This is a genomic window from Streptomyces sp. NPDC020898, assembly GCF_044333925.1.
In the GTDB taxonomy this organism is placed as follows: Bacteria; Actinomycetota; Actinomycetes; order Streptomycetales; family Streptomycetaceae; genus Streptomyces.
The window spans coordinates 1197337-1216420 of the sequence record NZ_JBIRRV010000001.1; the positions used below are offsets into that span (position 1 = coordinate 1197337).

The window sequence follows — 19084 nt, forward strand, 5'->3', positions numbered from 1 at the left end:
GGGTTGAGCAGGGTTTCCGGCGGGGGTCGGCTGTGTGGTGGGCGGGGTTTCGGTGGGCGTCGCGGGGCTGTGCCCCGGGCCCCCTGCTGCTTCTCGCCGTGGCTCCGCCGGGAGTGGGTCGGCTGCGGGCCGTGGGGGCTTGTCGCGCAGTTCCCCGCGCCCCTTCAGGGGCGCGACAAGGCCCCCGGGGACATGAAGTCCCCGGGGGCCTGTCGTCGTGCGTGTTTCAGAGGTGCCGTGGTTTTCAGGCCTCGGGCTTGTCCTCGGTGGCCTCGGCCTCGGCGGCCGGGGTCTCCTCGGAGGTGGCCTCTGTGGTCTCGTCCTCTTCCTCGTCGTCGAGGTCGATGATCTCGCCGTTGGTGTCCTTGACCGTGGCGGACTCCACGACGACCGCGAGGGCCTTGCCGCGGGCGACCTCGCCGACGAGCATCGGGACCTGGCCACCCTCGACGACCGCCTGGGCGAACTGGTCGGGCGACATGTTGGAGGAGGCCGCGCGCCGCATGAGGTGCTCGGTGAGCTCCTCCTGGTTGACGTTCAGCTTCTCCTTGTTGACCAGCTCGTCGAGGACGAACTGGGTCTTGATGCCCTTGACCGCGGCTTCCTCGGTCTCGGTGTCGAACTCCTCGGCCGTCTTGCCCTGGATCTCGAGGTACTTCTCGAGGTCGAGGCCCATCTGGCCGAGCTGGTGGTGCTCCAGGTTGTGCTTGCGGGTGTTGATCTCGTCCGCGAGGAGCTTCTCGGGGACGGGCACCTCGACGAGCTCCAGCAGCTTCTCCAGGACGCGCTCCTGGGCCTGCGTGGCCTGGTCGTACTGCTTCATGTTCTCGAGGCGCTTGCGGCTGTCCGCGCGCAGCTCCTCCAGGGTGTCGAACTCGGAGGCGAGCTGGGCGAACTCGTCGTCCAGGGCAGGCAGTTCGCGGGCGGCGACCTGGGTGACCTTGACGGTGACCTCGGCCTCCTTGCCGGCCGCGGTGCCGCCCTTGAGCTCGGAGGTGAAGGTGGCCTCGCCACCGGCCTCCACGCCCGTCACGGCCTCGTCGACGCCGTCCAGCAGCTCGCCGGAGCCGATGGTGTAGGAGACGCCGCTCGCGACGCCGTCCTCCAGCACCTCGCCGTCGACCTTGGCCTCCAGGTCCAGCGTCACGACGTCGCCGTCCTGGGCGGCGCGCTCGACCGGGGAGGTGGCGGCGAAGCGCTCACGGAGCTGCTCGACCGACTTGTCGATGTCCTCCTCGGTGACCTCGATCGCGTCGACCTCGACCTCGATGCCGGAGTAGTCCGGGATCTCGATGGTCGGGCGGACGTCGACCTCGGCGGTGAAGTTCAGCGTCTCGCCGTCCTTCAGCTCCGTGATGTCGACCTCGGGCTGGCCCAGGACGTTGAGCTCGGCCTCGTTGACCGCTTCGGTGTAGAACTTCGGGAGCGCGTCGTTGACCGCCTCCTCCAGAACCGCACCGCGGCCGAACCGCTGGTCGATGATGCGCGCCGGGATCTTGCCCTTCCGGAAGCCCTTCACCGTGACCTGCTGGTTGATCTTCTTGTACGCCGCGTCGAGGCTGTCCTTGAGCTCCTCGAAGGGCACCTCGATGCTGAGCCGAACCCGGGTCGGGTTCAGGGTCTCCACGGCGCTCTTCACGGTTCGGTCTCCTTGGGGGCTGACTTCTAGGGGTTCTGCGGGGTTCCGCCGATGTCCTCTGCCGATGGCGTCTGCCAGGTCGGCCGAGTCCCAGTGGTTTAGCGGCCCTTGAGAGACGTAACAGTGCAGACACACGGGCGCGCAGTTTGCATACTAGCCGCAGGCGGTACACGCCCCAAAAGGTGATCTTGAAGATGGTCCTGCCGGTGGTCCGGCACGTGGTCGGGGTGGCGGGATTTGAACCCACGGCCTTCCGCTCCCAAAGCGGACGCGCTACCAAGCTGCGCCACACCCCGTCTGGTGCGACACGTAGGGTACATGGCCGCAGGCAGTGCGGTTGCCGCATTTCACGAGTGCGGGCACGTCCCGGAAACGGGGTGTGCGTCGAGAGGCCGCGAACCGCTACGATGCTTCTGTGCCGCGGTCACCTGACCTGCGGCGCGCGTGTGCGGGCGTAGCTCAATGGTAGAGCCCTAGTCTTCCAAACTAGCTACGCGGGTTCGATTCCCGTCGCCCGCTCTGTGTCGCCTCTGGCCCGGTTCCTCGGAACCGGGCCAGTCGTGTTTTCAACAGTTCTCGCAGTTCCTGGCTCCCGACGGCCGGTCAGAACTGGATCTCGTTGATCGTGTCGGCTATCGAGTTCAGGAACCGTTGGATGTCGTCGGCCATGCCTGTCGAGGCGAGGAAGAAGCCGAAGAGTATGGCGACGACCGCCGGGCCCGCCTTGATCGAACCTCCGCGAATCAGCACCACCAGGATGATTCCCAACATCAGCACCACTGACAACGAAATGGCCACAACTGATCACACCCTACGGTCGGTTCACTCCCGGCCCGGTGATGCTTTCTCCCGCACCCCCGCCAGATCCATCGTGCCACCAACCAGGCCACGGTATGCGGCCGGTGACGCATCATCGGCCCCACCGGCTCGATCGATACGCGCCGCCCGTACCGCGATCACGTAGATCACCTCCGCCACACCGGACGTCGGCGACGACCCCGGCCGACCCGTCTGCGGACCTAAAGGCCAAGAAGTGCGCGCATATTGGCGTATTTATCGGTCAGCCGGATGCGGGTCGGGGCGTCCAGGACGGCGAGGCGGGCGGGGTCCGCGTTGTGTGCCAGGTCCGCTTCCTTGACCAGGCGCGCGCCCGGCGTCCCGAGGATGCGCCGGGCGTACGCCTCGGGCGCCTCCCCCGTGCGCTTGGTGACGGCCAGCACGATGTCCTTCGTACGGCGGGACAGCGCGGCCTCGTCCAGCCAGCGCTCGGGCAGCGCGTCGTCCTCCACGGCATCGTGCAGCCAGGCCGCCGCGATCTGCTCGTCGTCGCCTCCCCGCGCGCGTACGCCCTCCGCGACGGCCTGGAGGTGTTCCGCGTACGGGCGCCCCGCCTTGTCGGTCTGCCCCGCGTGCGCGGCACGGGCCTGGGCCTCCACCTCGGCCAGGGTCAGCAGTCGTTCCACATTCGAAGGTGTTCCGGTCATCCGGTCAGTGTGTCGTGGCGGGGCCGGATTTCAGGAGGGCAGCGACTGGACGGCAGACCCCGAGGATCGTTTGGTAAAGTAAGTATTGACCATGTCTTGACGCTCTCTTGACTTCGGAGGCAAGCTCATCGGCCACGCGGACACTCTGATCGCCATGGGCGGCGCGTTTCTCGCCGCCGCGGTCCTCGCCCGGCTCGGCAGCCGGATCGGACTGCCCACCATCCCTCTCTTCATCCTGGCCGGGATTCTGCTCGGCCCGCACACACCCGGCATCGTGCTGCTCTCCGACCCGCACGACATGGAGATGCTCTCCGCGCTCGGGCTGGTCCTGCTGCTCTTCTATCTCGGCCTCGAATTCCACCTGGACGACCTTCAGGCGGGCGGGCGGCGGATGGCGCTGGCCGGGGGCACGTATCTCGCGCTGAACGTCGGCGCCGGCCTGGGCTTCGGATTCGCCCTCGGGTGGGGCACCTCCGAGGCGTTGGTCCTCGCCGGGGTGCTGGGCATATCGTCGTCGGCCATCGTCACGAAGGTGCTGGTCGACACCGGGCGGCTGGGCAGTCCCGAGGCGAAGCCGATCCTCGGAATCATCGTCGTCGAGGACATCTTCCTCGCGCTGTATCTCGCCGCGCTGCAGCCCATTTTGTCGGGCGCCGACTCCGTGGGAGCAGCTGTGCTGGACGGGGGCAAGGCCTTCGCGTTCCTGTTGTTGCTGGCGCTCGCCGCACGGTTCGGTACGCGGGTCGTGGGGCGGCTGTTCGCCGTCGAGGACGACGAGTTGCTGGTGATCTCGTTCCTCGGGGCGGCGGTGTTCGTCGCCGGGGTGTCCGAGTGGTTCGGGGTCGCGGACGCGATCGGGGCGTTCATGGTGGGGCTGATGCTGGGGAGTACGGCGTCCGGGGAGCGCATACGCAAGCTGGTGCATCCGTTGCGGGACGCGTTCGGGGCGATGTTCTTCTTCGCGTTCGGGCTGTCGATCGACCCCGGGGATCTGCCGGTGGTGGTGTGGCCGGTGCTGGCGGCGGTGGCGGTGACGCTGGTGATGAACGTGCTGGCGGGGATGGGTGCGGCGCGGGTGTACGGATTCGGGGCGCGGGGGGCCTCGGTCATCTCGACGACGTTGCTGGCTCGGGGGGAGTTCGCGTTGATTCTGGCGACGATGGCTGCGGGGGCGGGGCTGGACGCGCGGCTGTCTCCGTTCATCGCCGGGTATGTGCTGGTGCTGGCGGTGTTGGGGCCGTTGGCTGCGGGGTGGGTGCCTAATTATTTCGCCCCCGCCGCCCTTACCCGTCCCATCCTCGACCTGGGGGCTCCGCCCCCAGACCCCCGGCCGCGCTGAAGGCGCTTGTCCTCAATCGCCGGACGGGCTGGAGAGGCGGCCGGCGCTTCGGAGGTACCGCCTCCGCTCGAGAAGCGGCGGGGGCGAGTGGGCGAGAAAGAAGCTGAAGCAAGTAGGCCTCAAACGCCGGACCGGGTGGAGAGGCGGCCGGCGCTTCGGAGGTACCGCCTCCGCTCGAGAAGCGGCGGGGGCGGGTGGGCGGGAAAGAAGCTGAAGCGAGTAGGCCTCAAACGCCGGACGGGCTGGAAATGCGGGCCCGCGCTGAAGAGGTACCGCCCGGCGCGAACCCGAAGGGGAACCGGCCGACCTGAAGCGTGCCGGCCAGTGGGCGTCAGATCGTTGCCTGGGCTGTGGGGCCCTCTCGGCAGATCAGGAGGAGGGCGCGGTCGTCGTTCACGTCCTTGGCCACCGCTTCGATGAGGTGCCAGGCCGCGCCGTGGAAGCCGCCGGCGACGTAGCGGTCGGCCTCGCCTGTCAGGCGGTCTATGCCCTCGACGATGTCCCGGTCCGACGTCTCCACCAGGCCGTCCGTGAACAGCATCAGTACGTCTCCGGGGCGCAGCGAGCCCTTGACGGGGTCGAACTGGGCTCCGTCGTACACGCCCAGCAGCGGGCCCTCCGCGGCCTTCTCCTCCCAGCGGCCCGTGCCCGCGCTGAGCTGGAGGCCCGGGGGGTGGCCTGCGGAGAAGATTTCGTAGTCGCCCGAGTCCAGGTCCAGGACGAGGTGGATCGAGGTCGCGAAGCCCTCGTCCCAGTCCTGGCGGAGGAGGTAGCCGTTCGCCGCGGTGAGGAAGGCGTGGGGCGGCAGCGAGCCCAGCAGGCCGCCGAAGGCGCCAGAGAGGAGAAGGGCTCGGGAGCCCGCGTCCATGCCCTTGCCGGAGACGTCCGTCAGGACGACCTCCATCGTGCGGCCCCCGTTCGTCCGGGCCGCCACCACGAAGTCGCCCGAGAACGACTGACCGCCCGCCGGGCGCAGCGCCATCTCCCGGTGCCAGCCCTGCGGCAGCTGCGGGAGCTTGCTCTGGACGCGGATGCGTTCGCGCAGGTCGAACAGCATCGTGCCGCCCCGCCGCCAGGGGACGCCGACGCGGCTGCGGAACTGGGCGATGAGGAGACCGAAGAAACCGCAGGCCGCCACCACCAGGACCACGCCCGGAGTGACCCGGCTCGGGCCCTCCGTGTACGGGCCCAGCTTCACCGACTCCACGATCAGTGCCGTGGCCGCCGCCGCGTACAGGCCGAGCAGGCTGGCCGGGCGCAGCAGGAGGCCGCCGGTGACGATCGGGAGGACCAGCAGGGCCGGTGAGCACCACACCGAGTTGGCGAGGGTCATGGCCGCGATGACCGGGATGGTGATGAACAGACCGGCGAGTGCGATCCAGTCCGATCCGTCGCCCCGGAAGTAGTCCACGGCGGATCTGCGCAGGCCGGTGCGGACCCGGTGAACCTGCTTCTTCATCCGGGCCGTGAACGTCTCGGCTTCCGCGCGCCGCCCTCGTCCTGCTGCCATTAGTTCGGGACCCTATCCATCGGACCAGCTGCTTGGCACGGGAGGTCCCACTTGTCCCCCGTCCGAGGTTCAACTTCACAGTGAAACCCACCGGAGGCCGGTCCGAGGCCCCGAGGGAGAAATTCCCTCGCTCGTCCCGCATTGCCCTGGTAGTCATGGTCTATGACGACCTCCGGGACCTCCAGGACCTCTGCCACGCCCGATGTGCGGGCGCTGCGGCCTGACGACTGGGATCAGTGGTACGACAACCTGCTCCGTGCCTTCGGCGGAATGCCGGAGTCCGCCGAGGAGCGGGAGTTGTGGAAATCACTTACCGAGTACGACCGTTCCGTGGGCGCCTGGGACGGTGACGCGTGTGTGGGCAGTGCCAGTGCCTTCACCTTCCGGCTGACCGTACCCGGTGGCGCCTCCGTGCCGGCGGCCGGTGTGACGATGGTCGGCGTGGCCGGGACGCATCGCAGGCGCGGGGTGCTCAGCTCGATGATGCGACGGCAGCTGGACGACGTACGGAGCTGGGGTGAGCCGTTGGCCGTGCTGACGGCCTCCGAGCCCGCCATCTACGGGCGGTTCGGGTACGGCCTCGCCACGCACTCGCTGACCGTCGAGATCGACACGACGCGTGTACGGCTGGCGGTGCCGGACGGAACCGATGACGTACGGCTGCGGTACGCCGTACCCGTCGAGGCCCTTGACGACTGTGAGGCGGTGTACGCGCGTCGGGTTCCGGAGCGGCCGGGGATGCTGGCGCGGATGCCCGGCTGGGCGCGGGGCTGGGTGATCGATCCGGAGGGCGAGCGGGACGGGGCTTCGCCCCTGCAGTGCGTGGTTGCCGAGCGGGGGCACGGGCAGGGCGCCGATGTTGTGGGGTTCGCTCGGTTCCGGGTCAAGCCCGACTGGGATGTCAGTGGGTCCAACAGCGCGGTCGTGGTGGAGGACATGGAGGCGGTTGATGCCGCTTCGCACGCGGCGGTGTGGCGGTTCCTGTTCGATCTCGACCTGACGTCGAAGATCGTCGCGCGTGGGCGGCCCGTCGAGGAACCCTGGCATCACATGGTGTCGGACATCCGGCGGTGCGGGCTGCGGCGACGGGACGCGCTGTACGTACGACTGGTGGACGTGGGGGCCGCGTTGGAGGCGCGGACGTACCAGGCGCCGGTGGATGTGGTCTTCGAGGTCGAGGATGCCTTCTGTCCGTGGAACACGGGGAGGTGGCGGCTGACGGGCGACGCCAAGGGGGCCGTATGCCGGCGTACGGAGGATGCGGCTGATCTCGCTTTGTCCGTACGGGAGTTGGGGGCGGCCTACCTCGGGGGTGTGCCGTTGGCCGCGCTGGGGGCGGCCGGGCGGGTGCAGGAGGTTCGGCAGGGGGCGCTGGCCGAGGCTTCGGTGGCGTTCGGGTCGGTGGTGACGCCCTGGCTGTCGCACGGGTTCTGACGCCCGGTCCGGTGCCGGCTCACTTGCGTTGGCAGCCCGGGCACCAGAAGAGGTTGCGGGCGGCGAGATCGGCGGTGCGGATCTCGCCGCCACAGAGGTGGCAGGGCATGGTGGCCCTGCGGTAGACGTAGACCTCGCCGCCGTGGTCGTCGACGCGCGGCGGGCGGCCCATCGCCTCCGGGGTGTGCTCCGGGCGGACGGTGTCGATGCGGTTGTTGCGTACGCCCTCGCGCATGAGGTCGACCAGGTCGGTCCAGAGCGCGTTCCACTCGGGGGCCGTGATGTCCTTGCCGGGGCGGTACGGGTCTATGCCGTGCCGGAAGAGGACCTCGGCGCGGTAGACGTTGCCCACTCCCGCGATGACCTTCTGGTCCATGAGGAGGGCGGCGATGGTCGTACGACTGCGGCTGATGCGGGTGTTGTAGGCCGTGTCGGGGTCGGCGTCCTCGCGGAGGGGGTCCGGGCCCAGGCGGTCGTGTATCGCCTGTTTCTCGGTGTCCGTGATGAGGGCGCACGTGGTGGGGCCCCGGAGGTCCACGTACGAGGTGCTGTTCGCGAGTCGGAGGCGGACCGTGTCCGTGGGGGGCGGGGCGGGGGCGTCGCCGAAAGTGACCTTGCCGAAGAGGCCGAGGTGGATGTGGATCCAGTCGGCTTCGCGGAAGCGGAGGAAGAGGTGTTTGCCGTGGGCGTCGGCGCCGTTGAGGACGGTGCGGTGGATCAGGGCGGCTGAGTCGGTGAACTTGCCCTGGGGGCTGGTTACGTGGGCCGTCCTGCCGGCGAAGCGGGCGGTGTAGTCCTGGGCCAGCCGGTGGATCGTGTGCCCTTCCGGCACGGTGCGGGTTCCTTTCGTTTTTTGTTTTCCCGCCCACCACCCGCCTCGGTCCGTCGCGAAGTCGCCCTCGCCTCGGGGCTCCGCCCCGGACCCCGCCGGGGGCTCTGCCCCCTGGCCCCCTGTCGGCCTGAACGGCCTCGTCCTCAAACGCCGGACGGGCTGGAGGTGCCGACCGGCGCTTCAGAGAAGTACCGGTCGTCAAAGAAGTACCGGTTGCTGGAGAAGTACCGGTTGCTGGAGAAGTAGCGGTTGCCGAAGAAGTACCGGTCGCTTGAGAAGTACCGCCTGTGCTGGAGAAGCAGTGCAGGCGGGTGGGCGGGTAAAGAAGCTTGAGTCGTCCCCCGTTGACCGCCGGAGGCTACTGCTGGGGGTGGTGGGGCGGGATCTCCGGGAGGTCGCCTGTCGTCTCGTATGCCGTCAGCATGTCGATGCGGCGGATGTGGCGGGTGTCCTCGGAGAACGGGGTGTTCAGGAAGGTCTCCACGAACTTCGTCGCCTCGTCCTGGGTGTGCATGCGGCTGCCCACCGCGACCACGTTGGCGTTGTTGTGCTGGCGGCCCAGCGACGCGGTCTCCTCGCTCCAGGCCAGCGCCGCTCGCACGCCCTTGACCTTGTTCGCCGCGATCTGTTCGCCGTTGCCGGAGCCGCCGATCACGATGCCCAGGGCCTCCGGGTCGGCCGCCGTGCGCTCTGCGGCGCGGAGGCAGAAGGGCGGGTAGTCGTCGAGGGCGTCGTAGATGTGGGGGCCGCAGTCCACGGGGTCGTGGCCGGCCTCCTTGAGCCACTCGACGAGGTGGTTCTTGAGTTCGAAGCCCGCATGGTCGGAGCCGAGATACACGCGCATGGGACGAGTGTGACATGCGCGTTTCGGGGCAGCAGCCCCGGGTGCTGATCGCGAAAACTGGCGGCAACACTATGGAACCTCAAGAAAACCTCAAGTAACAATCTGGATTCAAAGGTTCAGGAATCCCTTTACCTCCGATTCACTGGACCAACTGTTTACGCCGCCCCTACCGGCACCCGCGTCCCGCCCGCTCATCACCGCTCATCCGGCGCAAAGGAAATTCCCCCATGACCTCGCAGCCGACCTCCGGTCTTCAGGCCGGGCTCAAGAACCGACATCTCTCCATGATCGCCATCGGCGGTGTCATCGGCGCCGGACTCTTCGTGGGGTCCAGCTCCGGTATCCGTACCGCCGGGCCCGGCATTCTGCTCTCGTACGCGCTCGTCGGCACGATCGTCGTGCTGGTGATGCGGATGCTCGGCGAGATGTCCGTCGCCAATCCGACCTCCGGTTCGTTCTCCGCGCACGCCGACCGGGCGCTCGGGCGCTGGGCCGGGTTCTCCATCGGCTGGCTGTACTGGTTCTTCTGGGTTGTCGTGCTCGCCGTCGAGGCGACTGCCGGGGCCACCATCCTCGAAGGGTGGATACCCGCCGTACCGCAGTGGGCCTGGGCGCTCATCGTGATGGTGGTGCTCACCGCCACCAACCTCGTCTCCGTCGGCTCCTACGGCGAGTTCGAGTTCTGGTTCGCCGGCATCAAGGTCGTCGCCATCAGCGCCTTCGTCATCATCGGCGGGCTCGCCGTGTTCGGCGTGCTGCCCGGTATCGACAGCGACAAGGCGGGCCTCGGCAATCTCACCGACCACGGTGGCTTCCTGCCCAACGGGCCCGGCGCCATCCTCACCGGCGTACTGCTCGTCGTCTTCTCCTTCATGGGCAGCGAGATCGCCACGCTGGCCGCCGGTGAGTCCGAGGACCCGCAGCGGGCCGTCACCAAGTCCACCAACAGCATCATCTGGCGTGTCGCCGTCTTCTATCTCGGGTCGATCTTCGTCGTCGTGACCCTGCTGCCGTGGAACGATCCCTCGATCAAGGAGGAGGGCTCGTACGTCGCCGCCCTCGACTCCCTCGGTATCGCGCACGCCGGTCAGATCATGAACTTCATCGTGCTGACCTCGGTGCTGTCCTGCCTCAACTCCGGGCTCTACACGGCCTCCCGCATGGCCTTCTCGCTCGGCCAGCGCGGTGACGCGCCCAAGGCCTTCGCGCGGACCACCTCCCGTGGCGTACCGCTCGCGGCGATCGTCGCCTCGGTCGTCTTCGGCTTCGTCGCCGTCTTCTTCAACTACAAGTTCCCCGACTCGGTCTTCCTCTTCCTCGTCAACTCCTCCGGCGCCGTCGCCCTGTTCGTCTGGCTGGTCATCTGCTTCTCGCAGCTGCGCATGCGGAAGATCATCGAGCGCGAGACCCCGGAGAAGCTCGTCGTGAAGATGTGGCTGTATCCCTATCTGACCTGGGCGACCGCCGCTCTCATCGTGTTCGTCCTCGGCTACATGCTCACCGACACCGAGCACGACGGACGCGAGACCGTGCTGCTGTCGCTGCTGGTCGCGGCTGTTGTCCTCGTCATCGCCGTCATTCGGCAGAAGACCGGGCGCGGGACGGTCGCCGTGTCCGACGGCCCGGACACGGGTGCGGACACGGCCGAGGACGGCGACGACGTCAACGACGTCGTGAAGGTCGGCTAGTTCGGCTCGTTCGGCAGTCGTGAGTGTTCAGGGAGTCGTTCACAGCACCGTGAACGACTCCCTGACCCGTTCGTAGATCTTCACCGCCTGGGGCTCGATCTCCTCGTGGTACCAGGTGCTGATCTGGTACGACTTCCCCTCGACGTCGAAGCCGAGCAGCCGGGCGTGCCAGTGGGTGCCGTCCAGCGTGAAGGTGTACTCCCAGACGACCGCGGGGTGGCCCTGGAACGTCGTCTGGGCGAGGGAGATCTTCCGGTAGTCCTGGCCCTGGCGGGCGTTGCGCTCCGACTCCTGCCAGGTCTCCAGCAGGTCGCCTCGCGCGAGGGAGGACTTGGCCAGGAGTTCCTGCCTGCCGTCCGGTGACGTGTAGTGCACCTCGGCGCCCGTCTTCACGTCCCGGCGCCAGCCCTCGGGCGTCGCCCACGCGTATCCGCCCGCCTCCTCGTGCGTGCCGGGCGGCAGGGTACGGGGGCGGGAGGTGCCCTCGACGGTGGGTTCGGGGGTGGTCGGTTCGGGGGTCGGGGTGCCCGACGGCCGGGCCGAGGGTGCGTCCGATGCCGACCCGGGGGCCGACGACGACGGGGACGCCGCGTTCTTGCCGTCGGGCGATCCCGCGGTCGACGCGAGCACGATCCCGACCACGGCTCCCGCGGTGACCACACCCGCGGCCACTAGGCCCATACGGCGACGGCCTCGCCGGGGGGCGGACGGGACCGCGGGGCCCGGGAGTTCGCCAGGCGGCATTCCCGGTGGTGCCGGTGGCGCCGGGGGCGCTGTGCGCGAGGCCGTCGGGAGGGCGGCTGCCTCCCGCGCAGCCTGCCGGAACTCACGGTGCTGCGGGTGCTGTTCCGCCGGGCGCCTCTCCGTCACCGCCTGCGCCCGGACCAGCGAGACCCCGGCCCTGCGTATTCCGACGGGTCCCGCCGTCGGTACGGCGCTCCGGGCGGGGGTCGCCGAACCGACCTCGGAACGTATCTCGGAGGGGACTTCGGTGGAGGCGTTGGAGCCTTCACGGGAAGGGGTTCCCAGTACCGGGGTGGCGGCCGTACGCGCGGCGGGGACGGCGTCCTCGGGCGGTGGGGGCTCGGACTCCCGCTGCTCCGGCGCCGGTTCCGGTTGTGGCTCCGGTTCCGCTGTCTGTGACGGTTGTTGCTGGGCGGCCTGTACGAGTGACGCGTCCAGGTATGCGGGTGTCGGTGCGTCCGCGTTCGCCCGTACGGGAGTTGGGGACGCTGTGTCCGGTCCGTTCGGAGACTCGGGGGTCTCCGGCGCGTGCTCGGGCTCCGGTTCCGGCTCGGGTTCGGGTTCGGGTTCGGGTTCGGGGAACGCCACCGGCAGCAGTGCCCGTTCCACGTCCTCCAGTGCGGGCCTGGCCGACGGGTCCTTCTCCAGGAGGGCGGCCAGGATGTCGTGCAACGGGCCTGCGGTGGCGGGGAGTTCGGGGTCCTCGTACAGGACCGCGTGGAGGGTCGCCAGGGTGGTCTCGCGGGAGAAGGGGGAGCGGCCTCCCAGGGCCGCGCAGAGCGTCGCGCCGAGGGACCAGACGTCGGACGGCGGGCCCTGGTGCCGGCCGGAGACGCGTTCCGGTGCCATGTAGTCGGGGGAGCCGACGAGCATCCCGACCATCGTGAGCGCCTTCGCGTCCTGGATCGCGGCGATGCCGAAGTCGGTGAGGACGACCCGCTGGTCGCGTCGTTCCACAAGGACGTTGCCCGGTTTGATGTCCCGGTGCAGTACGCCCCCGGCGTGCACCTGGCGCAGTGCGGCGACCAGGCCGAGGCCCAGCCGGGCCGTGTCGCCCGGGCCCATCGGGCCGTCCTGGACCAGGAGTTGTTCGAGGGAGCGGCCGGCGACCAGCTCCATGATGATCCAGAGCCGCTCGCCCTCGTCCACCACGTCGTACACGCGCACGACGTTGGGGTGGTCGATCCGGGCCGTCGCCCTGGCCTCACGCAAAGTGCGTTCGCGGCGGGTGCGGGTGTCCTCCGCGTCGAGTCCGTCGATCCGCATTTCCTTGACGGCCACCGGCCTGTCGAGCATTTCGTCGACGGCTCGCCACACCCGCCCCATTCCCCCCTGACCGATACTTTCGACCAGCCGATATCGGCCCGTCACCACCAGCCCTGGAGCACCGCCGCCCATATTCCCCGGCAATCCTCTGCACCCCCTCAACGCACGCCCCACCAGAATCACAATGGTCACACTTCGTGCCGTACCAGCATAGTGCGGAGAAATCTTGTGGTACCTCTTCAAGGACTGCGAATTCAGGCGCGGTCCAGGGGGATCCAAGGGGGACGAACATGAGTTCTGGTCGCACGACGGTCATCGCGGGATCGCTGCTCACGGCATCTTTTTCTGCCGTGATGATCCTTTCCTTCACCGCCAGCGCGGATGACCAGGGACCCGGGAGCAGCAAAGGGGGAAAGGCCGTTGACGAAGCGCCGGCAGGCGTCAAGTTGACCACACAGCTGCCCGAGAGCATCTCGGTCGACAACAGTTCGAAGGAAACAGCGCTCACCGCCACGGTAAAGAACGAGGGGAGCAAGGCCAGCGGCGAGATCAGGCTTTTGGTCGTCGGATTCGACGGCATGACGGTCAAGAACGTTCAAGGCTGTTCGGAGATTACCGAAGGGGATCTTCCGGAGGGTTCGAACAGCGGTTTCAGTTGCGCTGTCGGCGATCTCGCGGCCGGTAAGTCGACGTCGTACGACGTCGACGCGACGTTCGATCTGGGCAAGACCGGCAAGATCTGTCTGCCCGTGCAGACGGCCGACGGGTCGACGACGTACTGGCAGCAGGGCCCGGTCCCGTTCGGTACGACCAACCCGTCGCCGAACGCCCCGGCCACCCCGTTGCTGCTCGGCACCGACAACAAGCCGGTGGCACCCGGCGGCGACGAACTGCCCAGGACGGGCCCCGCGCGTGACCTGCTGCCGCTCGGCGCGGTCGGCGCGGCACTGCTGTCCGCGGGGGCGGCGGGCATCTGGTGGTCCCAGCGGCGGCCCCAGCAGCCGCAGGTCTGATCGACGGTGGCAGGTGACAGAAAGGGGAGGGTGGGGCGGAATCCGCCCCACCCTCCCCTGCTCCACAACCACCTGTGGATCAGCCCTTGTTGACGAACTTCCAGGCCGTCGGCAGTACGCCCATCGCCAGGGCCGCCTTCAGGGCGTCGCCGAGCAGGAACGGGGTGAGGCCGGCGGCGATCGCCGCGCTCGCGCTCATGCCGGCGGCCAGGGCGAGGTACGGGACGCCGATCGCGTAGATGATCGCCTCGCCGAGCAGCATCGTGCCCGCCATGCGCCACATGGAGCGGTCGGCGCCGCGGCGGGCCAGCGCGCCCACGGCGGCGGACGCGAGCAGCATGCCGAGGATGTAGCCGAAGGACACCGACACACCTGAGTCGCCCTCAGCGAACCACGGCACGCCCGCCAGACCGGCCACGGCGTACACGACGAGGGCGGCGAGGCCGCGGCCGGCACCGAGCGCGGTGCCGACGAGGAGGGCCGCGAAGGTCTGCCCGGTCACCGGCACCGGCGAGCCGGGCACGGGGACGGCGATCTGGGCGGCGATCCCGGTGAGGGCGGCACCGCCGAGCACGAGCACGGCGTCCCGGACGCGGGAGGCGGGGAGCAGGTCGGCGAGGACCTGGCCGGTGCGGGCGGGAACAGCGGCGGCAGCGGTACTCATGGGGACTCCGCGGGTGAGGGCAGTCGGGGACATCGTGACGCTATCCCAGGGGTTGCGGACCGATCACCGTCAGCGCTCGACAAAGGGGGCGGGCCGGGGGTGGTGGGCTCTCCACAAAAGGTGCGGGTTACACCCGGTCCGGCGTGATGCCGGTCACTGAGGTGAGGTGGCGTCGGCTACGGGGGAACGGTGAGCCGGCTCTGTAGGGTTCCGCCAATCCGGCCGTGGATCTGGACGGGTGCCGTCTCGCCCGTCGGTCGCCGTCTGGGCAGCGTCGGCCCGTTTTGCTAGCTTCGAGCGCATGGTCGCCCAGTCCCGGTACTTCTCGTCGCGTCGCCACGTCGACCTGCGACGCGTGGGCACGGCCACCTGTCGCCGCCCCTGAGGCGGACGGAGCGGCTCCGGCGCGCCTCACAGCATGAGACGGCGCAGTGTCGGACCCGTTCCCCAGGAAGATCACCATGCCCCGTACCGCGGCCCCACCTCTCACCTCCCCCGTCCCCCGTGCCGCCGACAGCAACCGGCGCCGGACGAACGCGAGCGTCGTCCTGCGGTCCGTGCTGGAGCACGGCCCGGTGGCCCGCAGCACCATCTCCCGGCTGACCGGGCTGTCCCCGGCGTCCGTCACCGACTACTGTGCCCGTTTCACCGAACTCGGGCTCATCCGCGAGGCCGTCGTGCCCCGGCGGTCCCAGGGAGTGGGCCGCCCGCACGTGCCCGTCGACCTGGACGACTCCCGGTTCGTGGTGGGCGGAGTCCATGTGGCCGTGCCGTACACCACGGTCGCGCTGCTCGATCTGCGCGGACGGGTGCTGGCCGAGCGGCAGTTGGGGCACGACTCCGCCGATCCCTCCCTGGTACTGGCACGGGCCGCCGACGCGCTCGCGGCCCTGCTGGACGGGTTGCCGGGACACCGGCCGCTCGGTGTGGGGTTCGCCGCCGGCGGCTGGGTGGACCGGGAGTCCGGGACCGTCGTCGAGCACCCGATGCTGGGCTGGCGGGACGTGGCGGTGCGGGAGATGCTCAGCGCCCGCACCGGGCTGCCGGTCCATGTGGACGGGCACGCGCGGGCGTTGGTCAACGCGGAGCGGCTGTTCGGGCCGGCGCGGGGCAGTGGGAGCGTGCTGCATCTGTTCGTCGGCAATGTCGTCGACGCGGCGTTCGCGACCAACGACGAGGTGCACCACGGTCCGCGTTCCCAGGCCGGTGCCATCGCCCATCTGCCGGTGCCGGGCGGTACGGAGCCCTGCGACTGCGGCCGAGTCGGCTGCCTCCAGGCCGAGTTGAGCGAGCGGACGCTGTGCCGACGGGCGCGGGAGGCGGGCGTCGTCGAGGGCACGAATCCCCTGGATGTGGTCGCGGCGGCGGCCGGAGGTGACCAGGGGGCCGTACGGCTGCTGATGCAGCGGGCGGGTGCTGTGGGTCGGACGGCGCGGCTGCTGCTCGACGTGCTGAATCCGGAGACGGTGGTCGTGACCGAGATCGGGGTCACCCACCGGGAGGACTGCCTCGCCGCGTTGCGTGAAGGGGTCGGCGCCGAACGCGCGGCCTCTGTCGTGCCGACGAGTTTCCCGGATTCGGTGCTCGCGGTGGCGGGCGGTTCGGTGGCGCTCGACGTGCTGTACCGGGATCCGCTGGCCGCTTCACCTGAGGCTATTTAATTCAGAAACTCCGAATGTTGACAGGGACCAGGTATGACCAGGAACATCTTACTCATGAGCCTCTTCGTGAGCTGTCGCACCCTTTGTTGCTGACACGTCGCCGTTGTTGCTGACACGTTGCCGCGTGTGAAGCGCTCATTTCTTCCTGCCTGAACTGCGTGAATTCCCTTTCCCTGGGCTTTTCTGCCCGGAATTCGTCTGCGTTCCTGCATTCCTGCCTTCCGAACTCACGGAGTCCTCCCATGCCTTCATCTCCCGTGCCGGGTGTCGACCGACGGCTCTTCCTCACCTCCCTGCTCGGCGCCGCGGCCGGTGTCACCGGGTTGAGCGGCTGCGCCGGCAGCAGCGTGGCCGCCGACGCCAAGGGCGCCTCGACCGCCCCGCTGGCCGACAAGGTCCCGGCGGGTACGAGCCTGAAGATCTCCTCTTATCTGGGCACCCAGCAACTCCAGTTGAAACTCGGCACGTTCGGCGAGCTACCGTTCAAGGTGTCGAACTGGGCGAACATCGGCGCCGGCCCCGACGTCATCAACGCCTTTCGCGCGGGCTCCCTCGACGTCGCCAACAATGCGGGCATTCCGCCGATCCAGGCGCACTACCAGGGGTACGACGCGAAGATCGTCGCGATCAACGTCACCCGCAAACCGAACTATCTCTTCGCCACCGAGCCCGGCAGCGACATCCGGTCGGTCGCCGAATTCAAGGGCCGGAAGCTCGCCTTCTCGCAGGGGCAGGCCCAAGGTGTCGTCCTCCTGCGGGCGTTGAAGGAGGCCGGGATCCCCTACGACGACGTCGAGCTCGTCCCGCTGACCAGCAACCAGTTCTTCACCGCCCTCCAGTCGGGCCAGGTGGACATCGCGCCGCTCGCCAACAGCCAGGCGCCCGCATACCTCCAGCAGTACGGGTCCAAGGGCGCCCGCACCATCGAGACGGACGTCGTCGACCTGCTCAACCTGCTGTGGGCGCCGGTCTCCGTGCTGAACGACTCCGCGAAGGCCGCCGCGGTCGCCGCGTACATCCCGTACTGGGCCAAGGGCCAGGTGTGGGCGTACGAGAACCCCGACAGCTGGAACGAGGAGTTCTACGTCAAGACGCAGAACCTGACCCTCCCCCAGGCTCAGGCCATCACGCAGCTCGCCAACAAGCCGTTGTTCCCGCCGAGTTGGGACGAGGCGATCGCGTGGGAGCAGGAGACCGCCGATCTGCTCGCGGAGGGCGGCTTCGTGAAGAAGTTCGATGTGGGCTCGCTCTTCGACCACCGCTTCGAGGGCATCGCGGCGAAGTCCGTGACCGCGGAGTACCGGAGGTGACCGCCGTGACCACGACATCAGCGACAGCATCGGTGACGGCCGCCGTCTCCGTCACGGCCGCCGAGGCGAGCGGCTCCCAGGTCCGCAGGCGCCGCCGGCTCTCCCCCGGCAGGCGGCTGCCCGCCGCCCCGGTCATCGGCCCGGCCCTCGTCATCGCCCTGTGGGCCGCCGCCTCCGCCGCCGGACAGCTCGACCCGGCCGCGATCCCGGCCCCCTGGACCGTGCTGGAAACCGGCGTCCATCTGTGGACCGACGGGACGCTGCCGACCGACATCCTGACCTCGTTGCGGCGGGCCGCCTCCGGGTTCGCGATCGGGCTGACCGCCGGTATCGTCCTCGCCCTGGCCGCCGGACTCAGCCGGGTCGGCGAGGCGCTGATCGACGGGACGGTCCAGCTCAACCGGGCGATCCCGACGCTCGGTCTGATCCCGCTGTTCATCCTGTGGCTCGGCATCGGCGAGACGTTCAAGATCGCGATCATCGCCATCGTCGTCTACATCCCGATCTACCTCAACACACATTCCGCGCTGTCCGGCATCGACCACCGGTTCGTCGAACTCGCCGAGGTACAGGGCCTGTCGAGGTTCCAGTTCGTCCGGCAGATCGTCATCCCCGGCGCGCTGCCCGGCTTCTTCGTCGGCCTCCGGCTCGGGGTGACCGGCTCCTGGCTGGGCCTGGTGGTCCTGGAGCAGATCAACGCGACCAGCGGCCTCGGATACCTGATGTTCCAGGCCCAGAACTACGGGCAGAGCGACGTCATCCTCGTCGGCCTCGTCGTCTACGGCGTCTTCGGCCTCGTCTCCGACAGCGTGGTCCGTCTCATCGAACGGAGGGTGCTGTCATGGCGACGCACACTGAGCAGCTGACCCGGCCGACCGTCCGACTCCGGGGCCTGACCCGGTCGTTCGGCGGGCGCAAGGTCCTCGACGGCATCGACCTCGACCTTCCGGCGGGGCAGTTCACGGCCCTGCTCGGGCACAGCGGGTCCGGCAAGAGCACGCTGCTGCGGGCGGTCGCGGGCCTCGATCACGAGGTTGCCGGGAGCGGGCAACTCACCGCCCCCGAGCGGGTGTCGGTGGTGTTCCAGGACTCGCGGCTGCTGCCGTGGCGGCGGGTGCTGGACAACGTACTGCTGGGCACCGAGGGCAAAGAGGCGGCCGAGAAGGGGCGGGAGGCCCTCGCGGAGGTGGGGCTGAAGGGCCGCGAGCGCGCCTGGCCCAACGAGTTGTCCGGTGGCGAGGCACAGCGTGCGGCTCTGGCCCGGTCGTTGGTCCGGGAGCCCGAACTGCTTCTGGCCGACGAGCCGTTCGGTGCGCTTGACGCGCTCACGCGGATCAGGATGCACGCCCTGCTGAGGGAGCTGTGGCAGCGGCACCGGCCGTCCGTGCTGCTCGTCACCCATGACGTGGACGAGGCGGTCGCGCTTGCCGAGCGGGTGCTGGTGCTTGAGGAAGGGCGGATCGGGCTCGACCTGGCCATCGACCGGGCGGCGGCTGCGCGGGGTGAGTATCGGGGGCGGTTGCTCGCGGCGCTGGGTGTGAGGCAGGACCTCCGGTGAGGGTCGGTTGCAGTGAGCGGTCGGCTGCGGTGAGCGTGTGTTCGGGTGAGCGTGTGTTGGGGTGACCGTCTGCTGGGGGCTGCCGCCCCCAGACCCCC

At 69.2% G+C, this 19084-nt stretch carries 16 protein-coding genes and 2 tRNA genes; 9 read left to right on the forward strand and 9 right to left on the reverse strand.

Features of this window, described 5'->3' with window-relative positions; genetic code table 11:
- Window positions 1–244: 244 nt before the first annotated feature.
- Together tig and ACH4TV_RS05235 are read right to left on the reverse strand one after the other, a co-directional pair.
- Window positions 245–1639: a trigger factor gene (tig, locus tag ACH4TV_RS05230; RefSeq protein WP_398394354.1), complete on the reverse strand. Its 1395-nt coding sequence runs from the start codon at window positions 1637–1639 to the stop codon at window positions 245–247.
- 219 nt (window positions 1640–1858) lie between these two features.
- Window positions 1859–1935 (reverse strand) — tRNA-Pro (locus tag ACH4TV_RS05235).
- Window positions 1936–2087: 152 nt separating this feature from the next.
- Between ACH4TV_RS05235 and ACH4TV_RS05240 the strand changes: the two genes are divergently transcribed.
- Window positions 2088–2158: transfer RNA gene (locus ACH4TV_RS05240), tRNA-Gly, on the forward strand.
- An 84-nt stretch (window positions 2159–2242) separates the two neighbouring features.
- Here the strand turns inward: ACH4TV_RS05240 and ACH4TV_RS05245 are convergent.
- Window positions 2243–2437 carry a hypothetical protein gene (locus ACH4TV_RS05245; protein ID WP_189148927.1) on the reverse strand — a complete coding sequence of 65 codons (195 nt, stop codon included), beginning with the start codon at window positions 2435–2437 and terminating at the stop codon, window positions 2243–2245.
- A gap of 221 nt (window positions 2438–2658) precedes the next feature.
- The gene (locus tag ACH4TV_RS05250; RefSeq protein ID WP_398394355.1) at window positions 2659–3123 is read right to left on the reverse strand and encodes an HD domain-containing protein; all 465 of its coding nucleotides are present in this window, start codon (window positions 3121–3123) and stop codon (window positions 2659–2661) included.
- 154 nt (window positions 3124–3277) lie between these two features.
- Between ACH4TV_RS05250 and ACH4TV_RS05255 the strand changes: the two genes are divergently transcribed.
- Window positions 3278–4462 carry a cation:proton antiporter gene (locus tag ACH4TV_RS05255; protein WP_398394356.1) on the forward strand — a complete coding sequence of 395 codons (1185 nt, stop codon included), beginning with the start codon at window positions 3278–3280 and terminating at the stop codon, window positions 4460–4462.
- A 331-nt stretch (window positions 4463–4793) separates the two neighbouring features.
- Here the strand turns inward: ACH4TV_RS05255 and ACH4TV_RS05260 are convergent, their stop codons facing one another.
- Window positions 4794–5972, reverse strand: coding sequence for a PP2C family protein-serine/threonine phosphatase (locus ACH4TV_RS05260; RefSeq protein ID WP_398394358.1), 1179 nt, complete (start codon window positions 5970–5972; stop codon window positions 4794–4796).
- Between the two features lie 162 nt (window positions 5973–6134).
- Here ACH4TV_RS05260 and ACH4TV_RS05265 point away from each other — a divergent pair, with 162 nt between their 5' ends.
- Window positions 6135–7406, forward strand: coding sequence for a GNAT family N-acetyltransferase (locus ACH4TV_RS05265; RefSeq protein WP_398394360.1), 1272 nt, complete (start codon window positions 6135–6137; stop codon window positions 7404–7406).
- A gap of 19 nt (window positions 7407–7425) precedes the next feature.
- Here the strand turns inward: ACH4TV_RS05265 and ACH4TV_RS05270 are convergent, their stop codons facing one another.
- Window positions 7426–8238, reverse strand: a complete 813-nt coding sequence (locus ACH4TV_RS05270) for an Fpg/Nei family DNA glycosylase (protein ID WP_398394362.1) — start codon at window positions 8236–8238, stop codon at window positions 7426–7428.
- Between the two features lie 358 nt (window positions 8239–8596).
- Window positions 8597–9082 (reverse strand): ribose-5-phosphate isomerase, encoded by a 486-nt coding sequence (locus tag ACH4TV_RS05275; RefSeq protein WP_398394364.1) that lies wholly within the window; start codon window positions 9080–9082, stop codon window positions 8597–8599.
- A 227-nt stretch (window positions 9083–9309) separates the two neighbouring features.
- Between ACH4TV_RS05275 and ACH4TV_RS05280 the strand changes: the two genes are divergently transcribed.
- On the forward strand, window positions 9310–10770 hold the full coding sequence (locus tag ACH4TV_RS05280; protein WP_398394366.1) for an amino acid permease: 1461 nt from the start codon (window positions 9310–9312) through the stop codon (window positions 10768–10770).
- Between the two features lie 39 nt (window positions 10771–10809).
- Here ACH4TV_RS05280 and ACH4TV_RS05285 read toward each other — a convergent pair whose 3' ends face one another.
- A complete protein-coding gene (locus ACH4TV_RS05285; RefSeq protein WP_398394368.1) occupies window positions 10810–12912 on the reverse strand; it encodes a protein kinase in 2103 nt (700 codons plus the stop codon).
- Window positions 12913–13070: 158 nt separating this feature from the next.
- On the opposite strand from ACH4TV_RS05285, the gene ACH4TV_RS05290 reads away from it, so the two are divergent.
- The gene (locus ACH4TV_RS05290) at window positions 13071–13793 is read left to right on the forward strand and encodes a hypothetical protein (RefSeq protein WP_398394370.1); all 723 of its coding nucleotides are present in this window, start codon (window positions 13071–13073) and stop codon (window positions 13791–13793) included.
- 79 nt (window positions 13794–13872) lie between these two features.
- Here the strand turns inward: ACH4TV_RS05290 and ACH4TV_RS05295 are convergent, their stop codons facing one another.
- Window positions 13873–14457 (reverse strand): biotin transporter BioY, encoded by a 585-nt coding sequence (locus ACH4TV_RS05295; RefSeq protein WP_398394372.1) that lies wholly within the window; start codon window positions 14455–14457, stop codon window positions 13873–13875.
- A gap of 461 nt (window positions 14458–14918) precedes the next feature.
- Here ACH4TV_RS05295 and ACH4TV_RS05300 point away from each other — a divergent pair, with 461 nt between their 5' ends.
- The 4 genes from ACH4TV_RS05300 to ACH4TV_RS05315 all read left to right on the forward strand — a co-directional run bounded on the left by ACH4TV_RS05300 (window position 14919) and on the right by ACH4TV_RS05315 (window position 18986).
- Window positions 14919–16118, forward strand: a complete 1200-nt coding sequence (locus ACH4TV_RS05300) for an ROK family protein (RefSeq protein WP_398394374.1) — start codon at window positions 14919–14921, stop codon at window positions 16116–16118.
- A 242-nt stretch (window positions 16119–16360) separates the two neighbouring features.
- Window positions 16361–17428 (forward strand): ABC transporter substrate-binding protein, encoded by a 1068-nt coding sequence (locus ACH4TV_RS05305; protein ID WP_398394376.1) that lies wholly within the window; start codon window positions 16361–16363, stop codon window positions 17426–17428.
- A 32-nt stretch (window positions 17429–17460) separates the two neighbouring features.
- Window positions 17461–18294 (forward strand): ABC transporter permease, encoded by an 834-nt coding sequence (locus ACH4TV_RS05310; RefSeq protein WP_398395371.1) that lies wholly within the window; start codon window positions 17461–17463, stop codon window positions 18292–18294.
- On the forward strand, window positions 18270–18986 hold the full coding sequence (locus ACH4TV_RS05315; RefSeq protein ID WP_398394378.1) for an ABC transporter ATP-binding protein: 717 nt from the start codon (window positions 18270–18272) through the stop codon (window positions 18984–18986). Before ACH4TV_RS05310 ends, ACH4TV_RS05315 begins: the two co-directional genes overlap by 25 nt.
- Window positions 18987–19084 lie beyond the last annotated feature (98 nt).